This is a genomic window from Acinetobacter sp. IK40, assembly GCF_035615075.1.
Classification (GTDB): Bacteria; Pseudomonadota; Gammaproteobacteria; order Pseudomonadales; family Moraxellaceae; genus Acinetobacter; species Acinetobacter courvalinii.
The window spans coordinates 1-14,666 of record NZ_JANBOE010000017.1; the positions used below are offsets into that span (position 1 = coordinate 1).

Sequence of the window (14,666 nt, forward strand, 5' to 3'; positions counted from 1 at the left end):
TATAATCAGCGAAGAATTCAAAAGAGTTTGGATTTTAAAACGCCAAATCAAATAGCAGAGAACTTTTATCGGTTAGCTGCCTAGCATATCCCAAGTGAAAGTCTCCTGCTAATTCAGCACATATCAGAGCTTGATATTGCAAAGTTTGGATTACTACCGAGCTGGGCGAAAGAATTGAAGTTCAGCAGTCATACTTATAACGCCAGAACTGAGTCTGTAGCAGATAAGCCTAGCTTTCGACATGCTTGGAAGTACAGCAAGTTCTGCCTAGTCCCAGTACAAGAATTTTATGAGCCGAAATACATCAATGGCAAGCCACACTGGTACACCATCAAGCGTAAAGATGATCAGCCTTTTACTGTTGCAGGGATCTATGATGATGCAGTGATTAATGGCAATAAGGTACGTTCCTTTTCAATGTTGACCATCAATTCGGACCATCACCCTTTTATGAAACAATTCCATGCACCGAAGGATGAGAAGCGATCCATCATCGTTATTCCAGAACAGTACAGAAAAGACTGGCTAACAGCCGATCATGAACATGCGCATGAATATTTCTTTCAAATGCCCGATGAATTCGTCACATTTCCACGCGATGAGCAGAAACAAAACGTCTTATTCTGAGCATCCTTGTTTATCCACAACTTTTTAAATTTGAATTTTAAACGCTGTTAGTAATATCCTATTTAAACAAATTCTACTTCCAAACACGCCTCGTAGCGTAGGAGTATCTCATGTCTAAGAAGTTGCCTATTTACTTCTCTGACGACGCATGGTCATCTTTACAAGAGCTCATGGGTCCAGAGGGTAAACCAAGTCCTACCATCAACACCGTGCTTGAACAAATCGCTGTTCAAAATGAGCTTGTTGAAAAATTAGGGCTTACTGCTGTCCTACCCAAATCCAAAGTATCTATTCCCGTCTCTTTAGAGCGTATTCCTGCAGGTCCGGCCTTCAGCACCAAGGATGAGCAAGACAAAGCACTCGATCTGAATGAGTTCCTGATTCACAACCCTATTTCTACTTTTATTGCCTATGTAGACAGTGAATCCATGCTCGATGCTGGCCTAGAGATTAATGATCCAATCATTATTGATCGCAGTATTGAAGCCAAGCATTACGATATCGTGGTTGCCCTGATTGATGACAATGCCTCAACCATTAAGCGGCTGATGATCACCAATAAGATGTCCAAGTCTGAAATCAAAGAAATATTTGGAGATGAAGATTATCCGCTTCCAGAACTTTGGTTGAAGGCTGAAAATTCGAATTACAATCACATCATTCCTGATGATAGTCAGACCATATCAATCTGGGGTGTGGTGACTTTTAATTTAAAGCGTATTTATCACCGCTCATAAAAAGAAGAATAACCATGCAAAGTGAAAATGAAATATTCGCGTTAGTCGACGTGAATAATTGCTACGTCTCGTGTGAGCGTGTGTTTAATCCTGCCTTGAATGATCGCCCAACCATTGTGCTCAGCAACAATGACGGCTGTGCCGTGGCCAGAAGCCAGGAAGCGAAAGACTTAGGCATCAAGATGGGTGTTCCTGTATTCCAAATTAAAGAGCTGATCAAACAACATAACATTCAGGTGCTATCCAGTAATTTCTCCTTATATGGCGAAATGTCCAAGCGCTTTATGGAGCTGCTTGGGGACTATGTTGCACCAGGAGATCAAGAGGTCTATTCCATTGATGAATGCTTTCTGAAGCTCACAGCTTACGAGCATCTATTTGACCTGACTGTATATGCTCAAGACATGAGGGCTAAGGCTTGGCGTTGGTTAGGCCTACCCTGCTGTATTGGAATTGGTCGCTCTAAAACCGAAGCCAAGATTGCCAATCATCTCGCCAAGAAAAACAAGTTCTTCAATGGGGTCTGTAATCTGGCCCATATGGACCCATGCTCTACAGAAACGCTACTCGCGCAGGTTGATGTGTCTGAGGTTTGGGGCGTAGGCAGACAGAACTGTAAGAAGCTCAATACTATGGGTGTTCAATCTGTGCTGGATCTGATCAATGCCAATCCTAAAGAAATCAAAAAGCAGTTTAGTATCGTGATGGAAAAGACGGTGCTTGAGCTACAGGGCCTTTCTTGTATTGACCTTAGTGATGATACTGTAGCGAAGAAGCAAATCATCAGCAGCCGTTCATATGGCAACCCAGTGTATGAAATGGATGACATTAAAGCTTCGGTTCGGCTTTATGTGGCCAGAGCCGTGAAACGAATGCGGGAAGATGGCTCAATCTGCAAGATGATCGGCGTGTATATCCAAACCAGTCGCTTTGATAAGACAGAGCGCTACTCGCCTTACATCGTCGTTCAAATGCATGAGCATACGGATGATCTACTGCTCATCACCAAGGCCGCGATGAAAGGCATCGATCAGATATTTAAGAAAGGCTTTAAGTATAAAAAGGCGGGAATCGTGCTGCTCGAAATTACAGATCAATCCAAGTTTGTGCCCGATCTATTCACGGACTATTCACATAAGCAAGAGCGAGAAAGGCTTTCAGATGCCATCGAAGCCATCAGTGAACGGTTTGGGAAGAATCTCGTCACGCTAGGCATTGCCAACAATAAAGAAGCCACATGGCACATGAATCAAAACCTTAGATCACCTTCGTATTTAACCAAATGGTCTGACTTACCAAGAGTAGGATAAAAACATGCACTTATTTAAATTAACTGACGAACAACTCGCACAAATTCTTATCCCGAAACGATTTGTACCACCTACTCCACCTGAACATGAAGGCAAGAATATGGTCTATGTATTTGATAGTGAGGATAAGTTTGAACTGACTTATGATGAGCTGGTGGAAATCATTAGCAAAGCTAGAATGGCTGGTCCGAAGTTGATACCTGTCTTAGGCACCGTGAATTAAATTGTGCAGTGTTCGCACGCCACTTGAAACATAACTTGATTGGAAATGAATTTGGGCTGAGAAAAATTCAGTTCAAATTTAACCTGACGGGCACACTAAAAAATGGGTAATTGTCAGATCGAGTTTGGACTACAACACTTTAGCTCATCGATTTACCAAAGTGCTAATCTTTACACTATTGTCTAAAATCCAGTGACCAAATTGTGATGCTAAAGCTTTTAAATTCCCTTTATTATGAATCAAAGTTAGTATGATGCTTTTCATAAAGACAGTTTACTTATAACCAGAGAGATTTTTAAACAATTCCCCTTTTAGTTTGCTTAGGCTATTTCAACCAGAGTTCATCTTTTTGCATCATTTTTAACATTAAATTAAATATAACCAGCGGAGTAACATTTTTTTTGTTAGAGCCGACAACTCTTTGAAAACTAAATTTAACGGTTCGCTCAGGAGCATCCAAATTAACTGGGTAGTTTTGTTTTTCTAAATACAGATGATCTCCTAACATTGGCTCTATACCAGTAATAAAATTAACAATTTGTTGCTCATCACCTTTCATTCGGCATTGAAAATGTAGAAAATTCTTACGCAGTTTTCCAAATAATAATAATATTTTAAGCGCCTTAACCATGTTCTTTTCTTTCAGTGCATCTTGCTGCCTATCATCTTTATAATGAAAATCAAGGAGAGGAATTATTTCATCTGGACGAGTCAGTTTTTTAGCCTTTTCGTAAAGTTCATCAAACCAACTCTCTTCTAAATTCTTACTATAAACATAATTCGTTTTTAAATTAAATTTTTGGCGATCCATCCATTTAGTGCTCATCCATTGACATCGTTGCATCCATTCTTGAGCTTGGGTATCTTCGCTTAAACGACCTTCTCTAAAACTTATCAAACGTTGAAAAGGTGTCAGAGTACTCTTCTCTATACTAAACTTCTTTTCTTGTCGGCCAGCCATCGTAACTGGCTGTGTTTGCTGATAAGAATTAAACCATTTCTGCTGCTGAGTATAACGATTTAGGTTTATGTAGTCTGTACTTGACTTCACTGGACTAAAACACTGTTCTAATACTTTTTTTGAAATGATACACGGCGAATTATAAATTCGATCGACTGCTAATAAATCCAAAACATGAAGGTAATTTGAAGCCGTTTGCTCAATACTGCTATGCCCCATCCAAGAGGCGAGCACCTGCCATTTATGTTGAATAATCTCTTCTTGAGCACGTGCTTTCATACCAAACAATAAATCCCTCATCTTTTTTGCTTTTACCCAAGGACAATCTGTGTAGGTCTTGATCATTTCTTTTGAACCGAGCAAAGTTATTGCTAGATAGTTAGCAGCACTGTGGCGTAATGTATGAAAACTAAAGCCATGATGCATACCTAATATTTGACTAAACAAATCTACTGTAATTTTGCTGATACATTGATCAGTTAATACACGATGATTCACACTAAAAAGTAGATCATCCTGCTGATTAACCAAATATTGCTCATAACGATGTTGTATGTAACGTTGTACTACTAAAAACTCATGTTCTGACAATGCAATTTTCAATGGTATTTGACGATTCGCACTTCGCGTTTTCAGACGGCGATATGAATTGTCTTGGATATGAAGCGTGATATTATTAAAAACTGTATTTTCTTTTTCTTTATAAAGTAGCTCTGGGCAAATAATATCTTGTATTTTAAGACAACGAACTTCATTTAATCGAAGTCCAGTTCTATAACTTAGTAAATACATCAGCTTTAAACAACTCAGATGATCGACCCACTCTGATGCCGTTGGCTCTTGACTTAAATTTTCTAGTTTTTCCAATAATTTGCCAAATAGCAAAGGACTCACTAGCCGTGCATTGCAAATTTGTAAATGCTTAAAACTTGAATTCTGTAGCACCAATACCCCTGGAGCATCATAATTCTCTATACAGAATTGATGAAAATCTTTTAGGCGACCAAAACGGTATTCTGCGCTTTGGTGCATCTTACGAGAGGTTTTTCCTTTCACCGAATCTCGTTGAACTGCTTTTTCATCACGTTCACTGCTGTATTTCAATAGCTGCCGATATAAATCCTCATAGTCATCTATGGATTGTTGCTTTAAATCTAATTTATTGAGCCAAATCTCAAATATAAATTCTTTGCCAAACGATCCTAAGTAGCTTTCAATAGTTGATAATTGAAGCCCTCGTTTTTTTAAATGCATTAACCAGTGAATTAAGCGTAGTTGAGCATCAATTAAAGACTTTTCCTCTGTATTAGCATCAACTATCTTCTCCTCTAACACCCTTCTAGTTTCTTGCCAAAAACGTAGCGTGCGTTCTTCTTTATTCCTCTTTTTATCTAAACGCTCAACTTTTTGACCTTTACGTTTCTTTTGACCAAACAACATCAACTCATACGGAATCGTTTGTAATTTGCTTTGAACAGTCGGAACTTCAGGAAGTAACTGCTCTTGTTCAAAATGAATAGGGCGATTATCTGGTTCTGTGACTTGATTGTAATCATTATTCCACAGCAATCTAAATTCGGATGGCCTTAAAGCAACAGTATTAATCTCTTGCTGAAGCACATTACTCAAAAATATATCTATGCTGAGGTTTGGATTAAATTCGAGTACCATTTGCACATCATTAAATGCACGAAATCCACGGCGTTTAATTTGATATTGCAGATCCCCAAGACTTTTTTTCCTGCCTATCTTACTCAAGCTTTCTAAAATACAATCTTCAACTGAATGTTGCAGACAAAATTCTTTCTGAGTAGCTTTCAACTTTTTTAAATATTGCAAAATGAACTGCGCATATGGGTTAAAAAAAACATGTTTCCATTGGTACAACTTTCCCTGTTCTACATCGTTGCCATATTGAGAGTTTTCAACACGATAATGTAGTAACAATGGATTAGTGATTTTTTTGTAGTCCGAATGGTATAACCGAAAACAATTCAGATCTGTACCAAGCTCAATGGCCTCCTGCAATTGCTTCTGAATAGCAATCAAATGCTGTTCATCTGCACAGCCTGAAATATATATAAAACTTAAGCATAAATTTCCCCATAAGTACTTTGGTTCATTCCAATATTCAAATGAATCTTGCCAATACTGCCTTAATTCCTTAAGTACATGGATATGTAGATGCCCCTGTTCTAACCGTGACTCTGTACTCTCAATTTTTCTAGGCAGTACGATCCGTTTAGTATGTGGATTTAGCTTAATTCTGTATGATTTTTTATCTACATTCTGGTTGAATTGCTTCCTTCTTTTATTAAATTCATCTTCAGTAAATTGCATCAGTTTTGATTGTTCGTCTCGGCTCAACTTTTGACTCAAACAATCAACACTATCTTTAATGTCATGCCATTTTTCAGCGATCTGCTGATCAAGTTTTTGCTGCATTTCTTTCGTCAATACTTCAGGTGGAGAAGGCTGTCTATCTAGCGACTTTTTCACCATTTTATGAATATCAACAAATAGATCATCTAGTTGTGGTTTTATTAGTTCTTTGATTTTTTGCATACAACTATTTTCGCTCTAAGTGTTTAATCGATAAAGATTTGACATTATCTTGCAATTGCTGGCGGGCTTGCTGTACATAGACATTCGGGATAAGTGAAGAATGCGGATGAAAAGCCTCTCGGTCACGTTGGTCATGACCATACAGGGCCTGAATTAAGTGAAAAGCTAATGCTGGTTTACCCTCTTGCTGCTCATGCATCAAAAAGTTCATGTCAAAATGACGTAACCAATTCGAATACATATTCTTTGGAAAGACTCCTTGCATATATGAATTCACCCATTTTCTCGATAAAGGGATTAACTTAATTTTCCTGCTCTGCCATTCTTTGACAGTTATCGGCAAGATATCTTTACTAAAAATGACCTTACCAAAAAGATCATTTACAGTTATCTTCTTCTTTGCAAAGACTTGTCTAAAAAATGAACCGTACGCTTCAATAATTTGTTCTAAAAAGGCAGTGTAATTTTGCAGTGTTTTTATGAAAAAATCAGATAAAGGGATAAAACGACCATCTTTTCTTGCTTTACTATTTTTTTTATCATTCACATATAAAAGCTTGAGCTCAACACAATAATCATCCAAATTCCCCAACAGGTTTTTTTTAGGCCGACTTGCCAAACTCAACAAACTGATATGCCACATCCAACACGCATATGCATTAAGTTGATTAATAATGTGCTTATCTTCTTGGATGTTTTCGTGACAATGTCTATGTAAAATATGGAATTGCTCTTTCACAAAATTGGGTTCAAGTGCCAGTTGGCTCCCTATCCTTCCTATAGATAATGCAGATTGCACTTTGAATTGTTGTTGCAATATTTTTAGTTCAGCCGTGTCTTCAGTAAAATGTGTGGAATGTGGTGTAAGTGCTTTTTCTAAAAAGGCTAGATATGTGCTACTGAGTTGAGTTTTCGGTAGCCCGCCATAATAGATACCAGGCATGTGATGCTGACTATCCCGCCCAGCAATTACATGAGCAAGATATTCATTATATGTTTCATAATATATATGAAAATATAATTGAGCCTGCAGTTTTTCTACAGTGATCGAACCTACAAACCGATTATCAAGCCAATTCTTAAGTTTCGTATTAATGTGTGTTGATGAAATTAGTGGATTCGATGCTTGTTCTATATAGTCAAACCAAGCAGAAGGTAAATGTAGTTGATGTGTCATCACTTCATTCCACCGCACATGATTTAAGCTCTTAATCTTCTGCTCTGTAATTTTAAGATTTAATTTGAGTAAATATTCGCGACGTCTACTTGAACCATTCTGGATCAAAATTCCATCTTGAATAAGCTCGTTAAAATCCATCAGTGCGACGGGTGATAATCCCGTCAAAAGTGACAATAAACATGCTGCAGCGATTGCAGCATCCCTCCAGTGCCCGGATAACTCGGTTCTCAACACATAAACAATTTGCTTCAGTATATCTGGCGCCAAATAATGTGGATTTGTAACAAAAGGAGCATGACGGCGCTGGCGATGCCGCATTAGATGCGTCGCATTATCGCTGAGTATATAATTTAAATTTTTAGACTTTTCATCTTCTGAATAAAACTCCATTTCAGGATCTAATAGATCAACTTCACCCTCTTCATCTTTGTGAAGAGCGGCATCATAAATACTGATCTTTGCGTTATGTCCAATATCTACTTGCTTACCCGTTTTAATTTCACGAAATTTTTTGAGTTCATTTTTCGTCGGCCATTGCAAAACTTTACTTTTTTTTGACTTACGCTGACGATGAACAACACGACGATCATCAAGTCTTTTAAAAATTATTAATAGAGCCGATAAATACTCTATGGCTTGTACTTGTTTGAAATCTTTAATATTAAAAAGTTGATTACGATCCTCCTTTTTCAAGTTACGTTCGTACATGACATAGCGATTTAGTAGCTCACTGCATTCTTGAAATAATTCAGCATGATTAGAATCCAGAACATATCGTGATACATAGCGAAAGAGATCACAAACATGTTTTTGCTTATTCTCAGCTTTATCAATTTTTGCAAATTCTTGATACTGCCGATATGTTAAAAAACTCGCTTGTAGAATCAAATAACGTTCAGACGACAGCTCTTGAGTATTACTAGTAGTCGGGCATGCAAAATAACTTAAAGAAGCTAGATAATAATATTTACCTAATTGTCTAGAACTAGATATATAGCCATATATCTGTTGTGCTTCCTTATATAGAGCATGGGCTTTTTCACGTAAATCATCTGATAGATCGACAAATTGTGTATTCACAACATGATTGCGTAATAAACAATAATCTTTTTGGAATTTTTCTGCTAAATCTAAGAATTGCTCTTCTGTTTCAATCTTTGGCATATTCGCTTTCGCTTAATTTTTTATCAAATTGCATTGGTTAAATTCATTACGATCTGAACAATTTGGTAAAAGTTGATCTTTTATTGAACTCTTTGTCAGCTTAAAAAATCTAGCAAAAAATTTAGCATCCAGCTCTTTCTGAGCTTTTCTCTCAAAGCACAAGTGTTGCTGTGATTTTTCGATAAAATCATCAAGATTATGTATCAACTGTAAGATTGCAACATAATTAGAATGTACACGTAAGCATGGCTCCGTTTGCATTAATAGCAATATTTTTTGCCAAATTTTCACATAGATTATTTTGAACTTTGCTTGTACTACTACTTTCTGGCTCTGTTTAATCTTTTTGATTTTCAGTAGTTCTGAGTTAATTTTTACTATCTTAAATTGAACATTTTGTCGCTCAAAGCAAAAGGGCATGATAAATTGCCCCATAAATATCTCTATATTTTTTACTAAATAGTCAAATTTTAACATTTTTATCGATATAAAAAATGAGCATATCTTTGTATATTAAAATTCATTTAATTTATCAACTAAATTTTCTCAAAATTACAATTATCAACAAATACATATGGTTTACTTATCATGGGTGGTCTAAATTTTAAAAATTCTTCCACTTTTTTTTAGTTTTCTGTTATTACATGAAACAATACCGTTGTATTACATTTTGAAATGCTGTGTATGCAGCATTGATCAAAAAGATTCTCTGCTATACTTACTTCACGTGTAGCATCAATGGAGTTTCGAAATGCTCAGAACCACTGAACAGAAAAAAAAATATATTCAAGCGACACGTGCGCAAAACTATCAAGCCAGCCTAAAGCTTGAAGGCATTACAACGACAGCTCAAACAACTCAACAAAGTAAAGCTGAAATCTTGCAAAAATATAAGAAGTATTCGCAACCCGAAACTTAGTCAGGTGCATGTATGGATAAATATGGGGAAATGGGTGACAGCCTGTATTGTTACCCTGGCACAAATATCCTAAAGAACAAACTCAATATTCATGATGAACAAATTTTAGAACAAGCTGAACTAGAACTGTCTGGATTGGCAAGTAACTTAATTGAATATGCTGAACCACCTTACGACTTACAATACTTAAAATCAATTCATGCGCAGCTCTTTGGCGACTTATACGACTGGGCAGGAAAGTTAAGACAAATCGATATTTCCAAAGGTGACACCCGTTTTTGTAATTTTTCCCGTATTGAAATTGAAACCAATAAACTACTCAAAACGCTTCAAGAAAAAAAATACTTTCAAGGCTTAGCACCACAACAACTGATTCCTCAACTTGCCGACTTGTATTGTGAGCTTAATGTCATACACCCATTCCGTGAAGGTAATGGACGTACACAACGGATTTTCTTTGAGCATCTGATTGCTCATTGTGGTTATGGTATTGATTGGTCTCGCATTGACTCTCAACAACAATGGATTCAAGCCAATATTGAAGGTTTTTATGGTAATTTAAATCCATTAATTAAGATTTTTGAAATATGCTTTATTCAAAATACCTAAAATTTAAGTAGTCGAAGCCCACAATCCTTAATGAGCCATCATCTTTGCTTCAATCCACTGATTAATTTCCCAAATAAACCAACAATCACGATTCTTAGAAATCTTAATACTCTTCGGGTAATTTAGGATCGTAATATTCAGATTACTTATCCAGAATTGAATAGATCGTTAACTTAGATAGACTTTTAAGCAATGTAACTTGCCGCATGTTTATCAACATATGTCTCAAAAAAGTCTGCCCATACATAGATTTATGGCGTTTAGTGCTTAAATTTCAGATTAATCTTCGTCTGATGACCTGAATGGATGTTACAGATTACATGCAGGTGAATTACTCTGTGGCTGTATCATGGCTTTTGTGCAATCCAATCCATTTGATCCGAATGTTCTCTTTTGCAATAAAGCAGCCTCTTCTGCTTTTCCTGAACCAACGAACTATGTCATTGATTTGATTCAACCGACAACAGTGATGCTGAATCAAATCTCCAAAGAAGGGATTAAATGCAAGAAATGTGGTAAGAAAAAGATAGGGGATGGAAGTTATTATCCGTCTAATTGGAACCAGCCCATGAGTCGAGATCAGTTGAGTAAGAATCATTTTAAATGAATAAGAGAAGGATGGCTTACCTCACTTCTCCGAATAACAATGCTATGCTTTTCAACCAAGGTTATAAATTGGCAACTACATTTCATTCTTCTTCATGCTGGTCCTATAGCCTGTAGACAATTACTACATCATTTGCATTCAATGCTCAATACAGCCTGTCAGCAGAACCGCAGCGATACTTTTTTTCGTGCATACATGTAGTGTTTAAATCCATTCATTTTTCAATGATCCTCTGCCGTTTATCACATTTATGGTCGATCTTTAACCTTGTGAAAAATGCACATACCGATCCCTTCAAACTGTCAAATTTATGTATGCATGACATTTAAAGAAAATTATCTGATCAATTTTTTTAGGTAAAATTCATCAAGAAAAAGTTATTATTATTCATAACATCACCAATAACCACATAAAAACAATAATTTAATAAATTATTCTTCCAATTTTTTTATATTTAGTGTTATTACCTCTAAATCCATGTTTACCACCTTCTATTACATAAGTAATTTAGAAGTATCCACGATATAAATTGCTTGCCCTCACACCTCTCCCCTCTCACGCCCAAAAAATTTATACTGAAAGGCAGATTAAGCCCGTTCGAGTTACATATAGCCGCATGCTATATTGAAAGCATTAAGAAAATATCCTCAATATTTATAGGATTTTTAAAGTATGAACTAATTTTCGAAGAACCCTTTCTAAGTAATGTGACCTATTAGGAAAAATGAAAATACTGAAATCTCCGTATCAACAATCAGTCAAAGTACATCCTGATGATTTTCTGTAACCGATACCCAAGGACTATACCTACCCTTCTGATGTGCTGTGCAACAAAGCCCTCCTTAGCCACACTATAGCTATAGATTAATTCCATTATTTTGTGATTTAATTAAATTATTCATTCTTAAGACCCAATTTAATGGATTTATATTTCACTAAACCAGAAGAAGTTGTGACTCTTTTAGGTGAGCGTTTACGTAAGCAACGACTCTTTCTGGAGATGTCTCAAGCTGAGGTAGCAGCACGCGCTGGTGTCGGCGTGAATACAGTTTCGAATCTTGAAGCGGGACGAAATGTATCTGTTGAAAATTTAGTCCGTATTGCAATGGTCTTGGGTCGATTAAACGAACTTCAGGAACTATTTAAACCTCAGCTTAACAGTGTGAATGACATTCTTCGCTATGAGAGTCAAAGTAAGCGCCACCGTATTAAGAGGAAGGGATAATGCTCAATAGACTTAATGTTTATTACAACGGTTGGGGCGAATCATGGTTATGGGGAACGCTGATTAGTTCAACAGCCACGACAGGTAGACCCACCATTGCTTTTGAATATAGTCCAGAAGCAATACAGCAAGGTGTTGAGCTCTCTTCTTACTTGCTGCCTTTAAAAGGTCTACCATTCAGACAAGGTTTTCCTACTCATCAAATGGGACTCCCAGGTCCAGTCTATGACGCTTTACCAGATGGTTGGGGCATGATGTTGATGGATCGATATTTCAAAAAAATTGGCTTAAATTCAGCACGAATTGGACCTTTGGAGCGTCTGACCTATATTAGTAGTCACGCAATGGGTGCCCTCTCCTTTGAACCTTGTGTTGCTGACATGCAAACCTCAGAAAATATCCCTTTACAACAACTGGCCCAGGAAGTTCAAGAAGTACTCAAAGGTGAAGGTGGTGAATTTCTACAGCATTTATTGGTCATGGGTGGCTCCCCTCAAGGTGCCAGACCAAAAGCGTTGGTTTACCGAGATCCTGTCAATTTAGAGTTTTCGACTCAAGATTCTGATCAACATGAAGCCTGGCTGATTAAGTTTCCTGCTCAGCAAGAGCATCCTGAAGTCTGCGCCATTGAAGCCGTCTATGCAGAATGTTTGCGACTTTGTGCAATTGAGACTCCAGATACCCATTTCTTTAATTTGCCCAATGGTTTAACGGCTTTTGCTTCTAAACGATTCGATCGTCAAAATGGTATGCGGATTCCAATGCAGAGTTTGGCTGCATATACAGGAGCAGACTATAAAGTTCCAGGTAGCCTAGACTATCGCAATTTTCTCCGGGCAACCTTGATGTGTACGCAAGATGTACGAGAAAGATTGCATGCTTTTAAACGTGCTGTGTTTAATGTGCTTTTCAATAATCGGGATGACCATACTAAGAACTTTTCATTTCTCATGGAGAAAAATGGTCAATGGAAATTGGCTCCAGCCTATGATGTGACCTTCTGCGAGGGTCCAGGTGGTTATCATCAAATGGACATTATGGGAGAAGCGCTCAATATTTCCCGAAATGACATACATAAACTCGGTACTTCAGAAGCTAATCTGACTACTCTAGAAGTCGATGAGATCATCTTGACCATGCGTGAAATTGCACTTCAATTTAGTCAAATTGCGCAGCGCCTGTATCCCCATCAAATTCGAGAATCTACCCTACAGATGATTCAATCACGGATTCAACAGAATATTGATTTTTTAACTGAAACCTAAGCGTAAATATAAACTAAGCGCCAACCATCAACTGCAAATAGACTTTGATATAGTTAGTCGCTACATAATCTGTAGAACCTGTGAATTAGCTCTCTTTATAATCACGAATATTAGATGGATCACCGCCAAGATATATTCTGCAAACGTGAAATCACTACATCCAGATCGAAAATCACTAAGAAAAAACTGTCACCAAAAAAAGGTCTGCACTATGGATAGATGCAGACCAAACTCTGGATAACTACCAGCACGAGAAATATGTCGCAATTTTGCATAGACATGAATTTGATAAAATCAGCCCAGAAAGCCAGAAATTCATAAAAACTATTTCATCAATCCCCTATAACTTAATCACGTTCATGGTCGATCTTAAATCTTGTGAAAAGTACTCATGCTGACCTAGCCAAACTGTAAAACTCATGTATTCATAGCCTTTAAATGAATCTTTCAATCGGTATATTTAAGGTAAAAACTAGTAATCAGAAGTTATTATCACCCCCATATAAAACAAGGATCAACTTAAAAACAATAACTTAGTAAATTATTCTTCCATTTTTTTATATTTAGTGTTATCTCATTCACTTGGCTCTGAAAGTTTCTCGCACTGAGTTTATATGCGGACCAATTCGTTGTACGGTAGATTTTAGTTGCTGGCTTCTTCATTCGGAAATTATATTGCTGAATCAGACCTTACAAACAGCTTTGTGCAACAAAGCCGTCTTTAAGTACTTTTTTTAAAGGAAAAATCATCGACTTAAATCTATATTTCCAACAGTGCCACTTTTATCGCTTTAGCACCTCAACTCATTTAAGTGGCGTAACTTACATAACTTATGCATCCCATTTAAGTGACCTCAGTTATAGTATTCCGTGTCAGGAATTTGTCCACTTATTCCAATGATGATGAGAACTGCAGCATTGACTTAGATCGCCAGTGCTCAGTACTGGCCATCATGTAGCTTTTATCGCTTTAGCGCCTTAACTTATTTAAGTGGCGTAACTTACACAACTTATGCATCCTATTTAGGTGACCTCAGTTATAGTATTCCGTGTCAGGAATCTGTCTACTTATCAGCGTCCGCGGAACTGCAGGATTTCTGCTTTGTTGTTCGCAACGAGGGCTAATTCTGGAGTTCCGTATAAGGCATAATCAATAACGACATCTCGACTGATAATCAGTGCAGTAACTTTAGCCAATCTCGCTGCAATTTCCATGTCAGGAATTTGTCCACTTATTCCAATGATGATGAGAACTGCAGCATTGACTTAGATCG

General features: G+C 37.1%; 12 protein-coding genes and 1 pseudogene. 9 read left to right on the plus strand and 4 right to left on the minus strand.

What is annotated here, in order from left to right; genetic code table 11:
• Positions 1–126: 126 nt before the first annotated feature.
• The 4 genes and pseudogenes from MSG93_RS18905 to MSG93_RS18920 form a co-directional block, all read left to right on the plus strand.
• Positions 127–627 (plus strand): annotated as a pseudogene (locus tag MSG93_RS18905) (SOS response-associated peptidase); the annotation flags it as partial.
• A gap of 110 nt (positions 628–737) precedes the next feature.
• On the plus strand, positions 738–1,364 hold the full coding sequence (locus MSG93_RS18910) for a LexA family protein (RefSeq protein WP_000038641.1): 627 nt from the start codon (positions 738–740) through the stop codon (positions 1,362–1,364).
• Between the two features lie 14 nt (positions 1,365–1,378).
• Positions 1,379–2,674: a Y-family DNA polymerase gene (locus MSG93_RS18915; protein WP_001190352.1), complete on the plus strand. Its 1,296-nt coding sequence runs from the start codon at positions 1,379–1,381 to the stop codon at positions 2,672–2,674.
• Positions 2,675–2,678: 4 nt separating this feature from the next.
• The gene (locus MSG93_RS18920; protein ID WP_000550047.1) at positions 2,679–2,897 is read left to right on the plus strand and encodes a hypothetical protein; all 219 of its coding nucleotides are present in this window, start codon (positions 2,679–2,681) and stop codon (positions 2,895–2,897) included.
• A gap of 325 nt (positions 2,898–3,222) precedes the next feature.
• Here the strand turns inward: MSG93_RS18920 and MSG93_RS18925 are convergent, their stop codons facing one another.
• Genes MSG93_RS18925 through MSG93_RS18935 form a run of 3 tightly spaced genes read right to left on the minus strand, consistent with a single transcriptional unit; the run spans position 3,223 to position 9,244 of the window.
• Positions 3,223–6,423, minus strand: coding sequence for a site-specific integrase (locus tag MSG93_RS18925; RefSeq protein ID WP_006582679.1), 3,201 nt, complete (start codon positions 6,421–6,423; stop codon positions 3,223–3,225).
• Positions 6,424–6,427: 4 nt separating this feature from the next.
• Complete coding sequence (locus MSG93_RS18930) at positions 6,428–8,767, minus strand: hypothetical protein (protein WP_002058482.1); 2,340 nt, start codon at positions 8,765–8,767, stop codon at positions 6,428–6,430.
• Positions 8,768–8,779: 12 nt separating this feature from the next.
• Entirely contained in the window at positions 8,780–9,244 is a 465-nt protein-coding gene (locus tag MSG93_RS18935; RefSeq protein WP_000911011.1) for a hypothetical protein, read from the minus strand.
• A 274-nt stretch (positions 9,245–9,518) separates the two neighbouring features.
• Here MSG93_RS18935 and MSG93_RS18940 point away from each other — a divergent pair, with 274 nt between their 5' ends.
• The 5 genes from MSG93_RS18940 (at position 9,519) to MSG93_RS18960 (ending at position 13,392) form a co-directional block, all read left to right on the plus strand.
• Complete coding sequence (locus MSG93_RS18940; RefSeq protein ID WP_002125865.1) at positions 9,519–9,686, plus strand: YhfG family protein; 168 nt, start codon at positions 9,519–9,521, stop codon at positions 9,684–9,686.
• 12 nt (positions 9,687–9,698) lie between these two features.
• Complete coding sequence (locus tag MSG93_RS18945; protein WP_004826955.1) at positions 9,699–10,295, plus strand: putative adenosine monophosphate-protein transferase Fic; 597 nt, start codon at positions 9,699–9,701, stop codon at positions 10,293–10,295.
• Between the two features lie 349 nt (positions 10,296–10,644).
• Complete coding sequence (locus MSG93_RS18950) at positions 10,645–10,902, plus strand: hypothetical protein (protein ID WP_004726728.1); 258 nt, start codon at positions 10,645–10,647, stop codon at positions 10,900–10,902.
• Positions 10,903–11,821: 919 nt separating this feature from the next.
• Entirely contained in the window at positions 11,822–12,127 is a 306-nt protein-coding gene (locus MSG93_RS18955) for a helix-turn-helix domain-containing protein (RefSeq protein ID WP_000366814.1), read from the plus strand.
• On the plus strand, positions 12,127–13,392 hold the full coding sequence (locus tag MSG93_RS18960) for a type II toxin-antitoxin system HipA family toxin (protein ID WP_000934717.1): 1,266 nt from the start codon (positions 12,127–12,129) through the stop codon (positions 13,390–13,392). The genes MSG93_RS18955 and MSG93_RS18960 overlap by 1 nt, the downstream gene beginning before the upstream one ends.
• Positions 13,393–14,463: 1,071 nt before the next feature.
• Here MSG93_RS18960 and MSG93_RS18965 read toward each other — a convergent pair.
• On the minus strand, positions 14,464–14,607 hold the full coding sequence (locus tag MSG93_RS18965; protein ID WP_153565456.1) for a hypothetical protein: 144 nt from the start codon (positions 14,605–14,607) through the stop codon (positions 14,464–14,466).
• Between the last annotated feature and the right edge of the window lie 59 nt (positions 14,608–14,666).